Consider the following 13,600-nt stretch of genomic DNA (forward strand, 5'->3'; position numbering starts at 1 on the left):
TAGAATGAAAAAATAAATTTTATTGAGGTGGATGAAAATGAACACGGTTACAATTATCGGAAGTATCAATTTAGACACAACATTAAGAGTCAAAGAAATGCCAAAACCAGGCGAAACAATTCACGCCATTGAACATTTTACAGCAGGTGGTGGTAAAGGAGCAAACCAAGCAGTTGCAGCGAAACGTTCAGGCGCAGAAACATATTTTATTGGTGCTGTGGGAAATGATGGCGCTGGAGCTATGATGACTGATTTAATGAGTCAAGATGAAATTAATTTAACTGGGGTTACCACTTTAGAGAAAACAGCTACTGGCCAAGCCTTTATTATGGTAGATAACGCTGGTGAAAATAGCATTATGATTTACGCAGGAGCCAATAACGCCTTTACGCCAAAACAAGTACAGGAACATCAAGAAATTATTGAAAAAAGTGATTTTGTGATTGCCCAATTTGAAAGTGCGATTGATAGTACGATTGCAGCGTTTAAAATTGCTAAAAAAGCAGGCGTCAAAACGATTTTAAATCCCGCACCTGCGTTAGAACAAGTTCCTGAAGAATTACTAAACGTGACAGATATGATTGTACCAAATGAAACAGAAACCGAAATTTTAACAGGCATTAAAATCACAGATGAAGCGAGTATGCGTAAAGCCGCAGAAGCACTTCATCAATTAGGGATTGAAGCAGTAATTATTACAGTAGGTAGTAAAGGCGCCTTTTATGACGTCAATGGACGAAGTGGTATTGTGCCTGCTTTTAAAGTGAAAGCGGTTGATACAACGGCTGCTGGCGATACTTTTATTGGCGCATTAAGTAGTATATTAGAGAAAGACTTTAGCAATTTGGAAGAAGCTATTCGTTATGGAAACAAGGCGTCCTCGTTGACTGTTCAACGTTTTGGAGCCCAACCTTCGATTCCTTATCAACACGAATTGGCAGACAAATAAAAAGGAGCGAGCGACATGAAAAAAACAAAAGTTATTAATTCAGATATTTCCCGCGTCATCGCACAAATGGGTCATTTTGATAAATTAAGTATTGGTGATGCAGGCATGCCTGTGCCTCGAACTACAGAAAAAATTGATTTAGCAGTTACCAATGGTGTCCCTAGTTTTATGGAAGTTTTAAACAATGTCCTTGAGGAATTGGCAGTTCAACGAATTTATTTAGCAGAAGAAATTAAAACAGAAAATCCTGACATGTTGACAGCAATTAAAACTCGTTTACCAGAAACTCCCATCAGTTTTATTCCTCATACAGAAATGAAACAAGAATTAAACAACTGCCATGCCTTTATTCGGACAGGGGAAATGACCCCATACGCAAATATTTTATTAGAAAGTAACGTTGTCTTTTAAACGAGAGAGGGGAAATAGAGATGAATGCGACTGCATTATTAATCGGTTTAGGACCGCTTCTAGGTTGGGGGCTTTTTCCAACAATTGCTTCAAAAATTGGTGGACGTCCGGTGAATCAAATTCTCGGTACCAGTTTAGGAACATTGATTTTTGCCGCTATTTTTTCAATGATTAATGGTTTGGCTTTTCCAGCGGGCATGGATTTATTCTTTTCAATTTTATCTGGTGTCGGTTGGGCCTGTGCGCAAATCATTACATTTAAATGCTTCACGATGATTGGTTCATCACGTGCCATGCCAGTAACGACCGCGTTCCAACTTTTAGGGGCTTCTCTCTGGGGTGTCTTTTTCTTAGGAAACTGGCCAGGTGCGACAGCCAAATTGTTAGGCGCATTTGCCTTAGTGTTAATCATGATTGGTGCCAAAATGACGGTCTGGTCGGAAACGGAATCCGCTGAGAGTGCTGGGATTATGAAAAAAGCAGTTCTTCTATTAGCCGTTGGTGAAATCGGCTATTGGGCGTACTCTGCAGCACCCCAAGCGACGGCAATTGATGGCATGCATGCCTTTTTACCACAAGCAATAGGCATGGTAATTGTCGCAGTTATTTATTCAGCAGTTGTCACTATTAAGGGTGGGGAAACATCGCCATTTATAGAAACTGTTTCTTACAAACAAATTTTTTCAGGCTTTTTCTTCGCCTTTGCAGCGTTAACTTATTTAATTTCAGCGCAGCCAGATATGAACGGCTTGGCAACTGGCTTTATTCTATCCCAAACATCAGTTGTGCTTGCAACGTTGACAGGTATTTGGTTCTTAGGTCAAAAGAAAACAGCCAAGGAAATGACCGTAACGATTATCGGCTTAGTTTTGATTTTGGCAGCAGCTACGATCACAGTGATGATTTAAAAAAGTATTCAACGACCTATTATTCAGGGCGTTGAATACTTTTTTTTATTTGTTCTAAAAATAATGCAGCAGCTGTGGAAAGAACCGTATTTTTGCGCCAAATTAAACTAATTTTGGCTGTTAAAGCAGGATATAGCGGGATAAAACGTAAATTTGTTTGCTTTGTTTCTAGAATACCATCAATGCTTAGGGCGCTACCTAGCCCAGCTTCTACCATCAGTGAAGCGTTGTAAAGTAAGTTGTAGGTCCCAACGATTCGGAACTGATCTAGACTTGCTTCGAGCCAATCAGAGAGTTGGCTCGGAACTTGTGCTTGTCGAGAAATAAATAAAGGTTCTTCTTTTAAATCGGCTGCAGTAATAACATTTTTAGTGGCTAAGGGATGGTCCTTTACAGTAATTAAGCCCCATGTATCTACAACTGGTAATGTTAAATAGCTATATTTTTGTTTAGGTGCAGGCTCAATAATTAAACCAAAATCTAATAATCCTTTGTCTAGCCGTTCTATTACATCATCTGCATTCCCACTGTATAAATGAAGGTGAATATCAGCTGAGTGCTGGCTTGTTATTTGTTGTAGTGCATTCGCTAAAAAAGACATAGCTTTTGTTTCGCCGCCACCAATCGTGATTTCGCCATTAATGAATTCATTTTGCGACAAGTTGGTGACTGTTTTATTCGCTAAGCTTAAAATATCTTGCCCTTGTTTAGCTAAATATTCTCCTTCAGGTGTTAATTGTATTTGTCGATTTCCTCGTATAAATAATGTCACGCCTAATTCTTCCTCTAATTCTTTTAATTGCTTAGATAATGTTGGTTGTGATACATGCAATTGTTTGGCTGCGCCACTAATCGTTTTTTCTTGGACCACTGCTAAGAAATAGTGAATCACTCGTAATTCCATTACTTTCCCTCCTATAACTAAAACGCATACTTATCTATTTATTATAAGTATTAGACAGAGGAGTTGTCACGTATTACGATAAATTTAGCAAAAGGAGGCGATTAGGAATGCTTACAAAAAATCTCCAAGAACTAATTGCAACAGGTAGCATTGATAAAGATGAACCACTATTTCAACTTATTCATCAGATTCAAGAGGAAAATAGTCGCTATTTAATAGAATTAAATCAACAAGCCTATACACATAATGAAGTAAGGAATCTTCTTGCCACGATTATCCAAGACAAAATTGACGAAACTGTTACGATTTTATTGCCTTTTTATACAGATTTTGGACGCAATATACATTTTGGTAAAAATATTTTTATTAATCGGGCAGCTATGTTTGTTGATTTAGGGGGCATTATAATTGAAGACAATGTTTTAATTGGTCCGCGCGTTAATCTCTTAAGTGTCAATCATCCGGAACTGCCAATGAAACGGCGAGGCGTATTGCTAGCACCAATTACCATTAAAAAATTTGCGTGGTTAGGTGCGGGTGTCACTGTTTTACCAGGTATTACGATTGGTGAAAATGCTATCGTAGCAGCTAATGCGACTGTAACTAAAGATGTGCCAGCTAACGCTATTGTTGCAGGAACACCAGCTAAAATTATTCGTTGGATTCAGGAAGATAAGGAGGAAATATAATGAAATCATTATCAGAAAAAGTTATTGTTATCATGGGCGCTTCCAGTGGCATCGGTGAGGCAACAGCCCGTTTACTTGCCAGAAAAGGAGCGAAGTTAGTCATTGCAGCACGTCGACAAGAACGTTTAATTGCTATAAAAAAAGAACTTCCTGAAGCAACGATTCTCGTGCAACAAGCAGATGTAACGAAAGAAGAGGAAGTTCAGCGTGTAATCAAGCTTACAATGGAAAAATATGGACGAATTGATGTTCTTTTTAACAATGCAGGAGTTATGCCAACGGCGCCTCTTATTGAAGCACCAAAAGGAGAATGGCGTCAAATGCTAGATATTAATATTATGGGTGTTTTAAATGGCATTGCGGCAGTTCTTCCAATTATGGTTGAACAAAAATCAGGGCAGATTATTGCTACTGATTCTGTGGCAGGACATGTCGTTTATCCAGATTCGGCTGTCTACTGTGGAACAAAGTTTGCTGTTCGAGCAATTATGGAAGGATTGCGACAAGAACAAAGAGAGAATAACATTAAATCAACGATTATTTCACCAGGTGCTGTACAAACAGAACTTTATCAAACAATTTCTAATCGAGTAGTAGCTGAAACGTTACATCTAGAACAGTTAAGTTGGGGCTTAAAGGCGGAAGACATTGCGCAAGCGGTGGTCTTTGCCATAGACACGCCAGATCGTATGTCAATCAGTGAAATGGTTGTTCGCCCGACAACACAAACGATTTAATTTAAAAAGTATTCCTAGAAAGGAATACTTTTTTTAAATCGTGATTGTTCGTTTTTTACAGAATTTAGAATTTGATATTTACTTATTTGTTGGTTTATTATATGATTAAACACGTTGTTTCATTAATAAATTGAATATTTTACGAACATTGTAAGATGTTTAGATTTTAGGAGGACGGAACATGAAAGAAAAAATAAGTTCATATTTTGAACTTGAACAATTGAATACGAATATGAAACGAGAAATGTTAGCTGGTTTCACCACATTTATCTCAATGGCGTATATTTTGTTCGTTAATCCAACCGTACTTGGTGCTTCTGGCATGGACGAAGGCGCTGTTTTTACTGCCACCGCTTTAGCGAGTGCCTTAGGTTGTATTTTAATGGGTGTGTTGGCGAAATATCCGATTGCGACAGCACCAGCTTTAGGAATTAATGCATTCTTTGCTTATTCAGTCTCTGTTGGTATGGGGATTCCTTGGCAAACGACATTAGCGGGCGTTTTTGTGGCTTCATTGATATTTATTTTAATTACAATTTTTAAATTACGCGAGCTAATTATTGATGCAATTCCTGCAGACTTGAAATTTGCCATTTCAGGTGGGATCGGGTTGTTTATTGCTTTTCTTGGTTTAAGCCAAGGTGGCTTAATTGTGGCAAATGATGCGACACTCGTTGGCTTAGGACCTTTGAATGTTGGTTCAACCTGGGTCACCATTGTCGGCTTAGTCGTAACTGCAATTTTGTTAGTTCGTCGAGTACCGGGTGGTATTTTTATTGGGATGGCGATTTCAACGATTGTTGGTTTAGCGACAGGCGTTATTCCAATGCCTGATAAGATTATTTCAAGCGCGCCAAGTTTAGAACCAACATTTTTAGTGGCGTTAGGACATGTGAAAGATATCAATACGATTCAAATGTGGGTCGTGGTTTTAACGTTCCTATTAGTAACATTCTTTGATACGGCTGGTACGTTGGTGGGCTTAGCCAATCAAGCAGGTTTTATGAAGGACAATAAAATGCCGCGTGTGGGGAAAGCTTTAGCCGCTGATTCAACAGCGATGTTAGCTGGTTCTCTACTAGGGACATCGCCAGTTGGCGCATATGTCGAATCATCTGCGGGGATTGCTGTGGGTGGTCGTTCAGGAATCACAGCTATTACAACAGGGATTTTATTTATTTTCAGTTTGCTATTTTCTCCTTTGTTAGCAGTTGTCACTTCGCAAGTTACAGCACCAGCGTTGATTATTGTTGGCGTTTTGATGGCACAATCCTTAAGCAAAATTAAATGGAACGAAATGGAAATTGCAATCCCTTCCTTCTTAATCTTGTTAGGAATGCCATTGACATATAGCATTTCAGATGGGATTGCCTTAGGCTTTATCTTCTATCCAATTACAATGATTGCGGCAAAACGTGGGAAAGAAGTTTCGCCAATTATGTATGGCTTGTTCTTTGTTTTTGTCGGATTCATGTGGATCCTGAATGCGCAATAAGTAAGAGAGAAAGTTATCAAATAGTTGATTCATAAGACAATGAACTTATGAATCAACTATTTTTTTTCGACTAAGCACTAGAAAAACGCCCCTTATTTGATGTATAATTTGCAAAGACATTGACCTGTGAAGATACAGGAACAGAGAGGAATTAATTGAGTGAAGTATACAGAAATTATGATTTCAGGTAGTAGTTTCTGCTGAAATGTATTGAGAATACTGGTTTTTAATGTCTTTTTTCGTACAGTAAATAAGTTCAAAAAGCAATGATTGTTAGCTCTTGTGTTAGCGGTTGTTGCTTTTTAAATACTTAAATATGTTTTGTTATTAAACAATATGCTTTCCTTATAGTAAGTATCAATTCATAAAACTAGGTATTCACAATTGTTATTAAAGAGGTAAAATCCGAAAATATGCGAATATGCATTGTATATTATAATTTTAATGTGATAAAATAAATATTTTAAAAATTATTTTTGTTAGAATTTTCATTGATATAAAAATAGAAAAATTAATGATAGTTGTTTTGTTATTAATTTTTTTGTTTTTGTTGTCTAATCAAAGATTTTTAGATTTTTCAGTATAAAAATACGTTTTTTAATTAGAATAAGATGAGTTTTTGCTTGAAAATTGATTGGATAGTGGTAAAATAATTTCATCAATATTGATAAAATTATAACGGAGGTGTATTAAAATGAATGTTGAAGAAGTTTTAGTGTCGCAAAAAACCCCAAATGCAATTAATGAAGAGACTGAATTATATGGGTTTGGGTATGGTTCTGTCGTTGAGAACATTACTGTCTCTAAAGGTGGAGGCGGTGGTGGAGGCGGCGGTGGCGGTGGCTGTTGTTGTTGTTGCTGCTGTTGTTGTGGGGGTGCCACAGGATTAGAAGAATAGAAACTTCATAAGGTAAGTGGACGCACTTACCTCTTTACATACTCAAGTAAAAAGGAGTGAAAAAATGTATAAAGTAAACCCTTTTATATGGCATGATCTTAGTGAAAAAGAAACATTCTTTCAAACAAAACTATCTTCGATAATTATTACTAATAAAAATTTAGTTAGAATGTTAAAAGATTTAGAAAAAAATGAAGTAATAAATTTTGAGGAATCTCTATTATCCAATTATTTTAGGAGCAACATGATTAATAATGTACTGGTCTTTTTAGAAGAAAATAAATTAATTAAAAAGCTAGATATAGAAAATAATAAGGTTAATGAGGTTTTGGTATATACCGATGATTCTGAATTTTCTGAATTATTCGATTACGTGTTTTCCGAAAAATTTACAATTAGTCATCAGAGCAGTATTTCCCACTTAGAATCTAAAAATATGGATGGTAAATTGCTTATAGTATTTTTAAAGGCTTTCAATTTTAAAGAATATGAAAATATTGTAAATATAGCCAAGGAAAAGAATGTAGTCATTAAAATAATTTTTAGCTATAATCATCATATTTATTTTTCGAATTTCTATAAAAGGGAATGGTACAATCCATGTCCAATATGTTTTTTTTCTGAACTAGAAAGCCAATTAAGAGGAGAAATAACTTCTGATACAGCTAATTTTCAGACAATTATAGATTTACTTTATACAAAATCACAAAATTTTGCTATAGAATACCCGTTGCAAAAGGATGATTATTTTACGATAGTTTATACCATAATGAGGAATTTGGATAGCGATTTAATGAAATGTGACTTAGATGAAGTTTTATCTATTGATTTAAATAATCATTTAGTTACAAAAGATATTGCTTATCATTGGGGGTATTGTGATTGCTATGAGTGATTATTATTGGAATGAATATAAGAATGTACTATTAGATGAAGCATATTTAATTGATACGTTAAAATATCAACAAAGGGTAGTGAATAAACAAGTAGAAGAGAATAATTTAGATGAATTGAGCGATGTTTTAGGTCTTTATAATGTGAAATACTCGGATATTAGGTTAGCGGTATATCCTTTTGATGAGTTACCTGTCTTTATAAAAACGTTAGTTAGTGATTTAAAAAAAAATTATGCTTCCTTTATATATAAAGTTAGTATGCCAATACTAGCCATAACAAAAAAAATAGGGAATGTAAATACTGGTTGTTATTCTTTTGATTTTAAAAATAATTTTTTGATTCTATATGAAACTGATGTAACTAAGATTAGAGAAATAGTAAATGATAAACTGGTATTAGCTTTTTTTTTAAACATAGAGGATGCAATTTGTTTATATAAAAAAAAGGCGTACACAAATGGTATAAAAGAAATTGGTTATGTTTCTAAAAGCAGTCAATTAGCGATTAGTAAAGAAAAAAACATAATAATAAACGAAATGCTAGTACCAGAGCAACAACTGACAAATGGATTAGGTATAAACTTGAGAAAATGTTTGTTAATGGAAGCTTTAATTTTAGAGGTGTTAACTAATGATATTCACGAATAAAAGTTCCTACGGTGTGAAAAGTGATATGTTTTTATCAAATATAAATATTGGATATGTGAATTTTTCACGTGTCAAGATTAAGCAAGGAACGACAGCAGGTAGTGCTTTCTCAGTTGACGAAAATAAACAGTTATCACTTATTAAAAGTTATAATGAATATTTAGAAAGACTTTTCTTAGGGATACCATTAAGTACAAATAAAACTATTTCTTCTGTAAATTTAGAAAAAAATATTGTAAGTAGCAGAAAATATTCAGAATTTGGATATGGAAATCATGAGTTTGGATTTAATGATACGACAGGAACTTCATCTGGAAAACTTTCAGAAGTAATAATCCAAAAGGCACTAACAGAATTGATTGAGAAAAATGAAGTATTTTGTTTTTGGTATGGTTTGAAAGGGGAAAAGTTAAAACAAGATAAAGAAATTCATGACTTAATTAATGATTATAATTTTATTTCAAATATGTTTAAAATTTATGTAGTTCGTGAACTTAGTAATTATTCAACAGTGATCGTGATGGGGTTTTTAGAAGGGAAATTACTAACCTCAGGTGTATGTTGTAGTATTACTATGGAACAATCTCTAATTTTGGCCTTGAAAGAAGCTAAGGGAATAGAGTGGCAAACTTTTAATAATCCCTTAGCAAAAGCAAATAAATTTTCTGATAAATTGCATAAACAAATTTTAAAAAAAGTAAAGTTTATGGATGAAACATACAAAGTTATTACAAAAGATTCTATACAAGCTACGAAATACATTGAAACTGCTGATTGGATTAACCATGTTGAGATATCCGTAATTGGAGATGACATAAATAGAGGAGTTAAAACAATAAAATGTATATCCAAACAGTTACTAAATTCTGTACCAATTAAGATAAACATTGAAAGACAAAAAGATAAAGAGATTATTAAGAGATATTTAATTGATTATTCTATTGATTGTCCTATCCAATGATAGAAAGGAGAATACTTTTGAAAGGTTTTTTAAGAAATAAGGTGAATTTTGTTTTAAATGAGGATTTATTTATGTCACATCACTATAACGTATATATAGAAAAATATTCTAAAAGACCTATCAAAGCCTATGAGGTTGATTTAAAGAATAAAAGGCAGCATATTCTTTCAACTTTAGGAGAGTATTTGGAGCGAGAAACACTCATCAACGAAAATTCACCAAAAGAGCATACGGTTATTGCTACGAATTTAATTGATGGAAGCATTAAACAAGTTAATCTTGATATGATTTTGTTTAAGAATAGTTTTGTTGATTCTTCTGGTATGGCCTCGCATAAAAAATCAAAGCCATTAATATGGACAGCGTATAAAGAATTCTTTGAAAGACAGAGCTATATTACTAACTTCTTGTTTCATACTAAGGCTCAGCAATTAAATATAGATAAGATAGAAGAAATAAAAAAAATAGACAGATATTTGACTAATTATTTAGACAATGTCAAATATTATAATATATCTTTAAGTAAGAACCTTTACGTGGTACTTGCCGTTGGGTATGGTGAAAAATACAAAGCAGTGGGTTTGGGAACTAGTCAATCAGCAAGAAAAGCAGTAATAAAATCACAAAAAGAAATATTACAATATTTTGCTACATCGCATTCAAAATATAAAGAAGGAAAAGTTAGTCAAGTCTCTGGATTAGTAATTGACAATAAGGACATTTATCATGACTATTTTGATAGATTGAGCTCGAAAGAAGTTAAAGATTTATATGCATATCTTGAAGGTAGTGAATTTATTATTCTGAATAATGAAGAGAAAATAGAAAAAGTTAGTCATACATTTACTATCAAAAATATAAGTAATTCTCTTAATATGTATCCGTATATTACAATGTTTGAAAATAATCATGCTAAGAATGTGAAAGTAGTGAAGGTATTTGACCCAAAGTGGTTCCCCAACATGGCACCAAGAAATTTTTCGAAAGAAATAATATTAAATGTAGAGAATATATTAAAATTAAAAAGAAAAAATTTTTCAGAACTGTTACCATTTCCGTAAGGAGGAGTGAAAATGTTTATCTCAGTTAAATCATATGCATTGTTTAATATTAAAATGTTACTGAAAGATAAAATTCCTTTATTGTGGTCAATAGCCTTACCTGTAATTACTTTTTTTATGAATTATAGAAGTGTAACAAATGAATGGGAATTGGCATATTGGTGGGTATATATTGTTGTTTGTTCCTATGTTTATGGAGTAGGAGTTTACGCATTACAATTAAAGGAATATGGAAGCTTAAAAACAATTTTTTCAATAAATAATTCACCTTGGGCATTTTTTTTAGGCAATCTATTGACGCAAATTATGTTTAGCTTTATCAGTGTAAACTTACTTAATTTAATTGTGGTTATTTTACTACCATTATCGTTTCTCCGTCTTTTTTTATATAGCTTTATTACTATTATAGCGTGTTTACCAGTTGCATTTTTTAGTTACAATTTAACTCTAATAAAAAAAGTGCATGCTAATACTATAAATTCAATATTTACAATGCTAATTTTTGGTTTATTTATATTGTTAAATACGAATATAGAGTTAAATAAATATAACCCTCTGTCAATTTTATCTAATGTTTTAATTGAACATAAAAATATGGATGTCTTCAAATATGTTACTTTTTCAATATTTTTAGTTTTTATTAGTATGTATTCTATAGTTAAATTTGAACCGATTTCAAATGAAAGAAGGTAAAGCTATGATCGAAATAAAGGATTTAAATATTCCTTATGTAGATAAAAAAATAAGTATGAATATTTTAAAAGAGTATAATTTATTTACTGGTGATAATGGTAACGGAAAAACCTTACTATTAGATTACATTTCAGGAGTAAAAAAGGCAAAAAGAACTGTAATTAAAGGAAATGAAAGTATCATATATATTAATCAAAACATATATTTTTCTGATCGTTTATCAGGAATGGACTTTCTGAAATTTAGTTATGGTTTGGACGGAAAAAAAAGTATTCAATCTTTTTATCAATTAAGCGATAAAATTCTTAAGCGTGAAGATATTGATAAGTTGCTTAAAAAACAATGGGGAATGCTTTCAGAAGGGGAAAAAAAGTTCCTTTATGCTCTTATTTTGATGTCTTTAGAAAGAGAATGGTATATTTTAGATGAACCGTTTGCTTTTGTAGATAAGAAAAGAAAAAAAATGTTATATAAAATTATAGATATTAAAATATCAGAAGATAAGGGTATTATCTTAACTACTCATGAAGAAGATGAAGTAGTATTACAATCAGTTAGCAAGGTTTTTGAAATATAACTGTAAGAAGTAGTATCATCATTTTAGAATATTTAATGTTTTACGATAAAAGAATGAATTATAATAAGCTCAGACCGTAGTTTAAATTATAGTAAATATAAAATAATTATGTTTTTGTATAGTAGTTTTTTGGAAAGTATAGATAGTACTGGTTGATTTGCAATGTTTTTTTGCAAAGTAATTAAGTTCAAAAAGTAATGATTTCTAGCTTTTGTGTTAGTGGTGCTTGCTTTTTATTAAAGCAAGCAAACTGTGGAGGTCAAGTCTCTATTAAAATAATAGGAATCTTAATTTTAATTTCTATATTGGAGTTGAATAAAAATAATAAAAAAAGGAACAGTCATTGCATAGTGCGCCCCCAAAGTTAGATTTTTTAGTCTAACTTTGGGGGCGCACTACATTGTTAATAGATAACTGTTTATAAGGTAACTGTTGAAGACGCAGCAAATATTTACAAAAAAAATACGAATAATTCAGAAATTCTGTCTATTAACTTTGAAATTGGTGAGAGCTCTAAAGAATATGAGTATATGTTTGTTAACAAGACTGAAAAAATATATATAAATCCACAAAATGAAAAAGTAAAAAAAGAAAGCATTACTAGCGGTGGAGAGAGTAATAAAGAAACATTTAATGCAAAAGAGATTGAAGGGATTAAATCTACAAAAAAAGTTCTAGAAGAAGCTAAAAATAAGGTGGGAGGGATTTCTCCACGAGTATTGGATTGGCGATTAGAAAAAAAAGACGGAACATTAGTTTATGATATCAATGTTAAGACAAACACAGGCTCTGAAAGAGTTCTATTAAGTGCAAAATAATTTATAAGTGTTATAAATTATTTAACATGTAACAAAAAAGAGGGGAATGGTTAAATGAAAAGTTCAGCTAAGTTATTTATTTTAGGAATAGGAGTAACTTTTGGAGGTCTTATAACGAGTGTTCCAGCAGAAGCAAAAAATATTGTGGCGAGTAACTATGAATTAGGAAGTTTTGCTCAAAATGACCCTGTCAACCAACCCTTGTTAAGAAGTAAACGTAGCCTCAGCGAAACACCTCCGAGAGTAGATTTTATTGATATTTCTTCTCATAATGGAGAGATTTCTGTAGAACAATTTCAAAAGATGAAAAACATGGGAATTAAAGGCGTAGTTGTCAAATTAACCGAAGGAACAACTTACAAAAACTCGTTAGCCCCTAGTCAAATTACCAATGCCAAAAAAGCAGGTCTAACTGTTTCAACGTATCATTTTTCTTGGTTTGAAAATCAACAAGAAGCAATTGATCAAGCCGATTACTATGCGGATTACGCAGAAGAATTAGGGATATCCCCAAATAGTGTCATGGTTAATGATGCAGAAACAACGCCAATGATTAATGCAGATGCCACAAAAGTTTCTGTCTACTTTAGAGATCAATTAGCAAAACGTGGCTTCAAAAATGTTGTCCATTATTCTAGCGCTAGTTGGTTCAATAATAATTGGATGGAATATGACGTTTTAGGTAAAGAAAATAGTTGGGTGGCAGAATGGCCGGCGAACCCAAGTGCTAATAACTTACTACACACAGATACAGCTGCTTGGCAATGGAGTAGTCAAGGCTCTTTTGATTTTGTTCCTGGAATTAACTTTGATTTCAACGTTGATTACTTAGGACGCTTTACAATTAAGTGAATAAAAGAGATTAGGACATAAGGGTTAAAAATCATAAAAAAGAAGACTGAAAATCTTTTTACGATTTTTGGTCTTCTTTTTATTTTAGTTGTTTATAATTTGA

The 13,600-nt window shown here is 32.8% G+C and carries 16 protein-coding genes; 15 read left to right on the forward strand and 1 reads right to left on the reverse strand.

What is annotated here, in order from left to right; translation table 11 throughout:
* Positions 1-31: 31 nt before the first annotated feature.
* Genes rbsK through AB1I62_RS01370 form a run of 3 tightly spaced genes read left to right on the forward strand, consistent with a single transcriptional unit; the run spans position 32 to position 2,268 of the window.
* A complete protein-coding gene (gene rbsK / locus AB1I62_RS01360; protein ID WP_174078543.1) occupies positions 32-949 on the forward strand; it encodes a ribokinase in 918 nt (305 codons plus the stop codon).
* 15 nt (positions 950-964) lie between these two features.
* Positions 965-1,360 (forward strand): D-ribose pyranase, encoded by a 396-nt coding sequence (rbsD, locus tag AB1I62_RS01365; RefSeq protein WP_002355102.1) that lies wholly within the window; start codon positions 965-967, stop codon positions 1,358-1,360.
* A gap of 20 nt (positions 1,361-1,380) precedes the next feature.
* Positions 1,381-2,268: a GRP family sugar transporter gene (locus AB1I62_RS01370; RefSeq protein ID WP_010777945.1), complete on the forward strand. Its 888-nt coding sequence runs from the start codon at positions 1,381-1,383 to the stop codon at positions 2,266-2,268.
* A 19-nt stretch (positions 2,269-2,287) separates the two neighbouring features.
* Here the strand turns inward: AB1I62_RS01370 and AB1I62_RS01375 are convergent, their stop codons facing one another.
* Positions 2,288-3,172 (reverse strand): LysR family transcriptional regulator, encoded by an 885-nt coding sequence (locus tag AB1I62_RS01375; protein ID WP_002370030.1) that lies wholly within the window; start codon positions 3,170-3,172, stop codon positions 2,288-2,290.
* Between the two features lie 107 nt (positions 3,173-3,279).
* Between AB1I62_RS01375 and AB1I62_RS01380 the strand changes: the two genes are divergently transcribed.
* The 12 genes from AB1I62_RS01380 to AB1I62_RS01435 all read left to right on the forward strand — a co-directional run bounded on the left by AB1I62_RS01380 (position 3,280) and on the right by AB1I62_RS01435 (position 13,497).
* On the forward strand, positions 3,280-3,861 hold the full coding sequence (locus tag AB1I62_RS01380) for a DapH/DapD/GlmU-related protein (protein ID WP_002355105.1): 582 nt from the start codon (positions 3,280-3,282) through the stop codon (positions 3,859-3,861).
* Positions 3,861-4,598 carry an SDR family oxidoreductase gene (locus AB1I62_RS01385; RefSeq protein WP_002359155.1) on the forward strand — a complete coding sequence of 246 codons (738 nt, stop codon included), beginning with the start codon at positions 3,861-3,863 and terminating at the stop codon, positions 4,596-4,598. Before AB1I62_RS01380 ends, AB1I62_RS01385 begins: the two co-directional genes overlap by 1 nt.
* Before the next feature lie 181 nt (positions 4,599-4,779).
* The gene (locus tag AB1I62_RS01390; protein ID WP_002355107.1) at positions 4,780-6,093 is read left to right on the forward strand and encodes an NCS2 family permease; all 1,314 of its coding nucleotides are present in this window, start codon (positions 4,780-4,782) and stop codon (positions 6,091-6,093) included.
* 694 nt (positions 6,094-6,787) lie between these two features.
* The gene (locus AB1I62_RS01395; RefSeq protein WP_002410046.1) at positions 6,788-6,991 is read left to right on the forward strand and encodes a hypothetical protein; all 204 of its coding nucleotides are present in this window, start codon (positions 6,788-6,790) and stop codon (positions 6,989-6,991) included.
* A gap of 64 nt (positions 6,992-7,055) precedes the next feature.
* The gene (locus AB1I62_RS01400) at positions 7,056-7,886 is read left to right on the forward strand and encodes an McbB family protein (protein WP_002365265.1); all 831 of its coding nucleotides are present in this window, start codon (positions 7,056-7,058) and stop codon (positions 7,884-7,886) included.
* On the forward strand, positions 7,879-8,535 hold the full coding sequence (locus AB1I62_RS01405) for a hypothetical protein (RefSeq protein ID WP_367018944.1): 657 nt from the start codon (positions 7,879-7,881) through the stop codon (positions 8,533-8,535). Before AB1I62_RS01400 ends, AB1I62_RS01405 begins: the two co-directional genes overlap by 8 nt.
* Positions 8,519-9,496 carry a hypothetical protein gene (locus tag AB1I62_RS01410; RefSeq protein WP_002399541.1) on the forward strand — a complete coding sequence of 326 codons (978 nt, stop codon included), beginning with the start codon at positions 8,519-8,521 and terminating at the stop codon, positions 9,494-9,496. Before AB1I62_RS01405 ends, AB1I62_RS01410 begins: the two co-directional genes overlap by 17 nt.
* Before the next feature lie 17 nt (positions 9,497-9,513).
* Positions 9,514-10,557 carry a YcaO-like family protein gene (locus AB1I62_RS01415; RefSeq protein ID WP_367018946.1) on the forward strand — a complete coding sequence of 348 codons (1,044 nt, stop codon included), beginning with the start codon at positions 9,514-9,516 and terminating at the stop codon, positions 10,555-10,557.
* Between the two features lie 12 nt (positions 10,558-10,569).
* A complete protein-coding gene (locus AB1I62_RS01420) occupies positions 10,570-11,250 on the forward strand; it encodes a hypothetical protein (protein WP_002365261.1) in 681 nt (226 codons plus the stop codon).
* Entirely contained in the window at positions 11,237-11,827 is a 591-nt protein-coding gene (locus AB1I62_RS01425; RefSeq protein WP_367018948.1) for an ATP-binding cassette domain-containing protein, read from the forward strand. The genes AB1I62_RS01420 and AB1I62_RS01425 overlap by 14 nt, the downstream gene beginning before the upstream one ends.
* A gap of 530 nt (positions 11,828-12,357) precedes the next feature.
* The gene (locus tag AB1I62_RS01430; RefSeq protein ID WP_367018950.1) at positions 12,358-12,645 is read left to right on the forward strand and encodes a hypothetical protein; all 288 of its coding nucleotides are present in this window, start codon (positions 12,358-12,360) and stop codon (positions 12,643-12,645) included.
* A 54-nt stretch (positions 12,646-12,699) separates the two neighbouring features.
* Positions 12,700-13,497, forward strand: coding sequence for a GH25 family lysozyme (locus AB1I62_RS01435; protein WP_367018952.1), 798 nt, complete (start codon positions 12,700-12,702; stop codon positions 13,495-13,497).
* Positions 13,498-13,600: the final 103 nt, after the last annotated feature.

Source organism: Enterococcus sp. AN402 (assembly GCF_040719405.1).
Classification (GTDB): domain Bacteria; phylum Bacillota; class Bacilli; order Lactobacillales; family Enterococcaceae; genus Enterococcus; species Enterococcus faecalis.

Coding starts and splice junctions, on each gene's coding strand:
- rbsK (WP_174078543.1), top strand. CDS start 32: ATGAAAATGAACACGGTTACAATTATCGGAAGTATCAATTTAGACACA.
- rbsD (WP_002355102.1), top strand. CDS start 965: ATGAAAAAAACAAAAGTTATTAATTCAGATATTTCCCGCGTCATCGCA.
- AB1I62_RS01370 (WP_010777945.1), top strand. CDS start 1,381: ATGAATGCGACTGCATTATTAATCGGTTTAGGACCGCTTCTAGGTTGG.
- AB1I62_RS01375 (WP_002370030.1), bottom strand. CDS start 3,172: ATGGAATTACGAGTGATTCACTATTTCTTAGCAGTGGTCCAAGAAAAA.
- AB1I62_RS01380 (WP_002355105.1), top strand. CDS start 3,280: ATGCTTACAAAAAATCTCCAAGAACTAATTGCAACAGGTAGCATTGAT.
- AB1I62_RS01385 (WP_002359155.1), top strand. CDS start 3,861: ATGAAATCATTATCAGAAAAAGTTATTGTTATCATGGGCGCTTCCAGT.
- AB1I62_RS01390 (WP_002355107.1), top strand. CDS start 4,780: ATGAAAGAAAAAATAAGTTCATATTTTGAACTTGAACAATTGAATACG.
- AB1I62_RS01395 (WP_002410046.1), top strand. CDS start 6,788: ATGAATGTTGAAGAAGTTTTAGTGTCGCAAAAAACCCCAAATGCAATT.
- AB1I62_RS01400 (WP_002365265.1), top strand. CDS start 7,056: ATGTATAAAGTAAACCCTTTTATATGGCATGATCTTAGTGAAAAAGAA.
- AB1I62_RS01405 (WP_367018944.1), top strand. CDS start 7,879: ATGAGTGATTATTATTGGAATGAATATAAGAATGTACTATTAGATGAA.
- AB1I62_RS01410 (WP_002399541.1), top strand. CDS start 8,519: ATGATATTCACGAATAAAAGTTCCTACGGTGTGAAAAGTGATATGTTT.
- AB1I62_RS01420 (WP_002365261.1), top strand. CDS start 10,570: ATGTTTATCTCAGTTAAATCATATGCATTGTTTAATATTAAAATGTTA.
- AB1I62_RS01425 (WP_367018948.1), top strand. CDS start 11,237: ATGAAAGAAGGTAAAGCTATGATCGAAATAAAGGATTTAAATATTCCT.
- AB1I62_RS01430 (WP_367018950.1), top strand. CDS start 12,358: ATGTTTGTTAACAAGACTGAAAAAATATATATAAATCCACAAAATGAA.
- AB1I62_RS01435 (WP_367018952.1), top strand. CDS start 12,700: ATGAAAAGTTCAGCTAAGTTATTTATTTTAGGAATAGGAGTAACTTTT.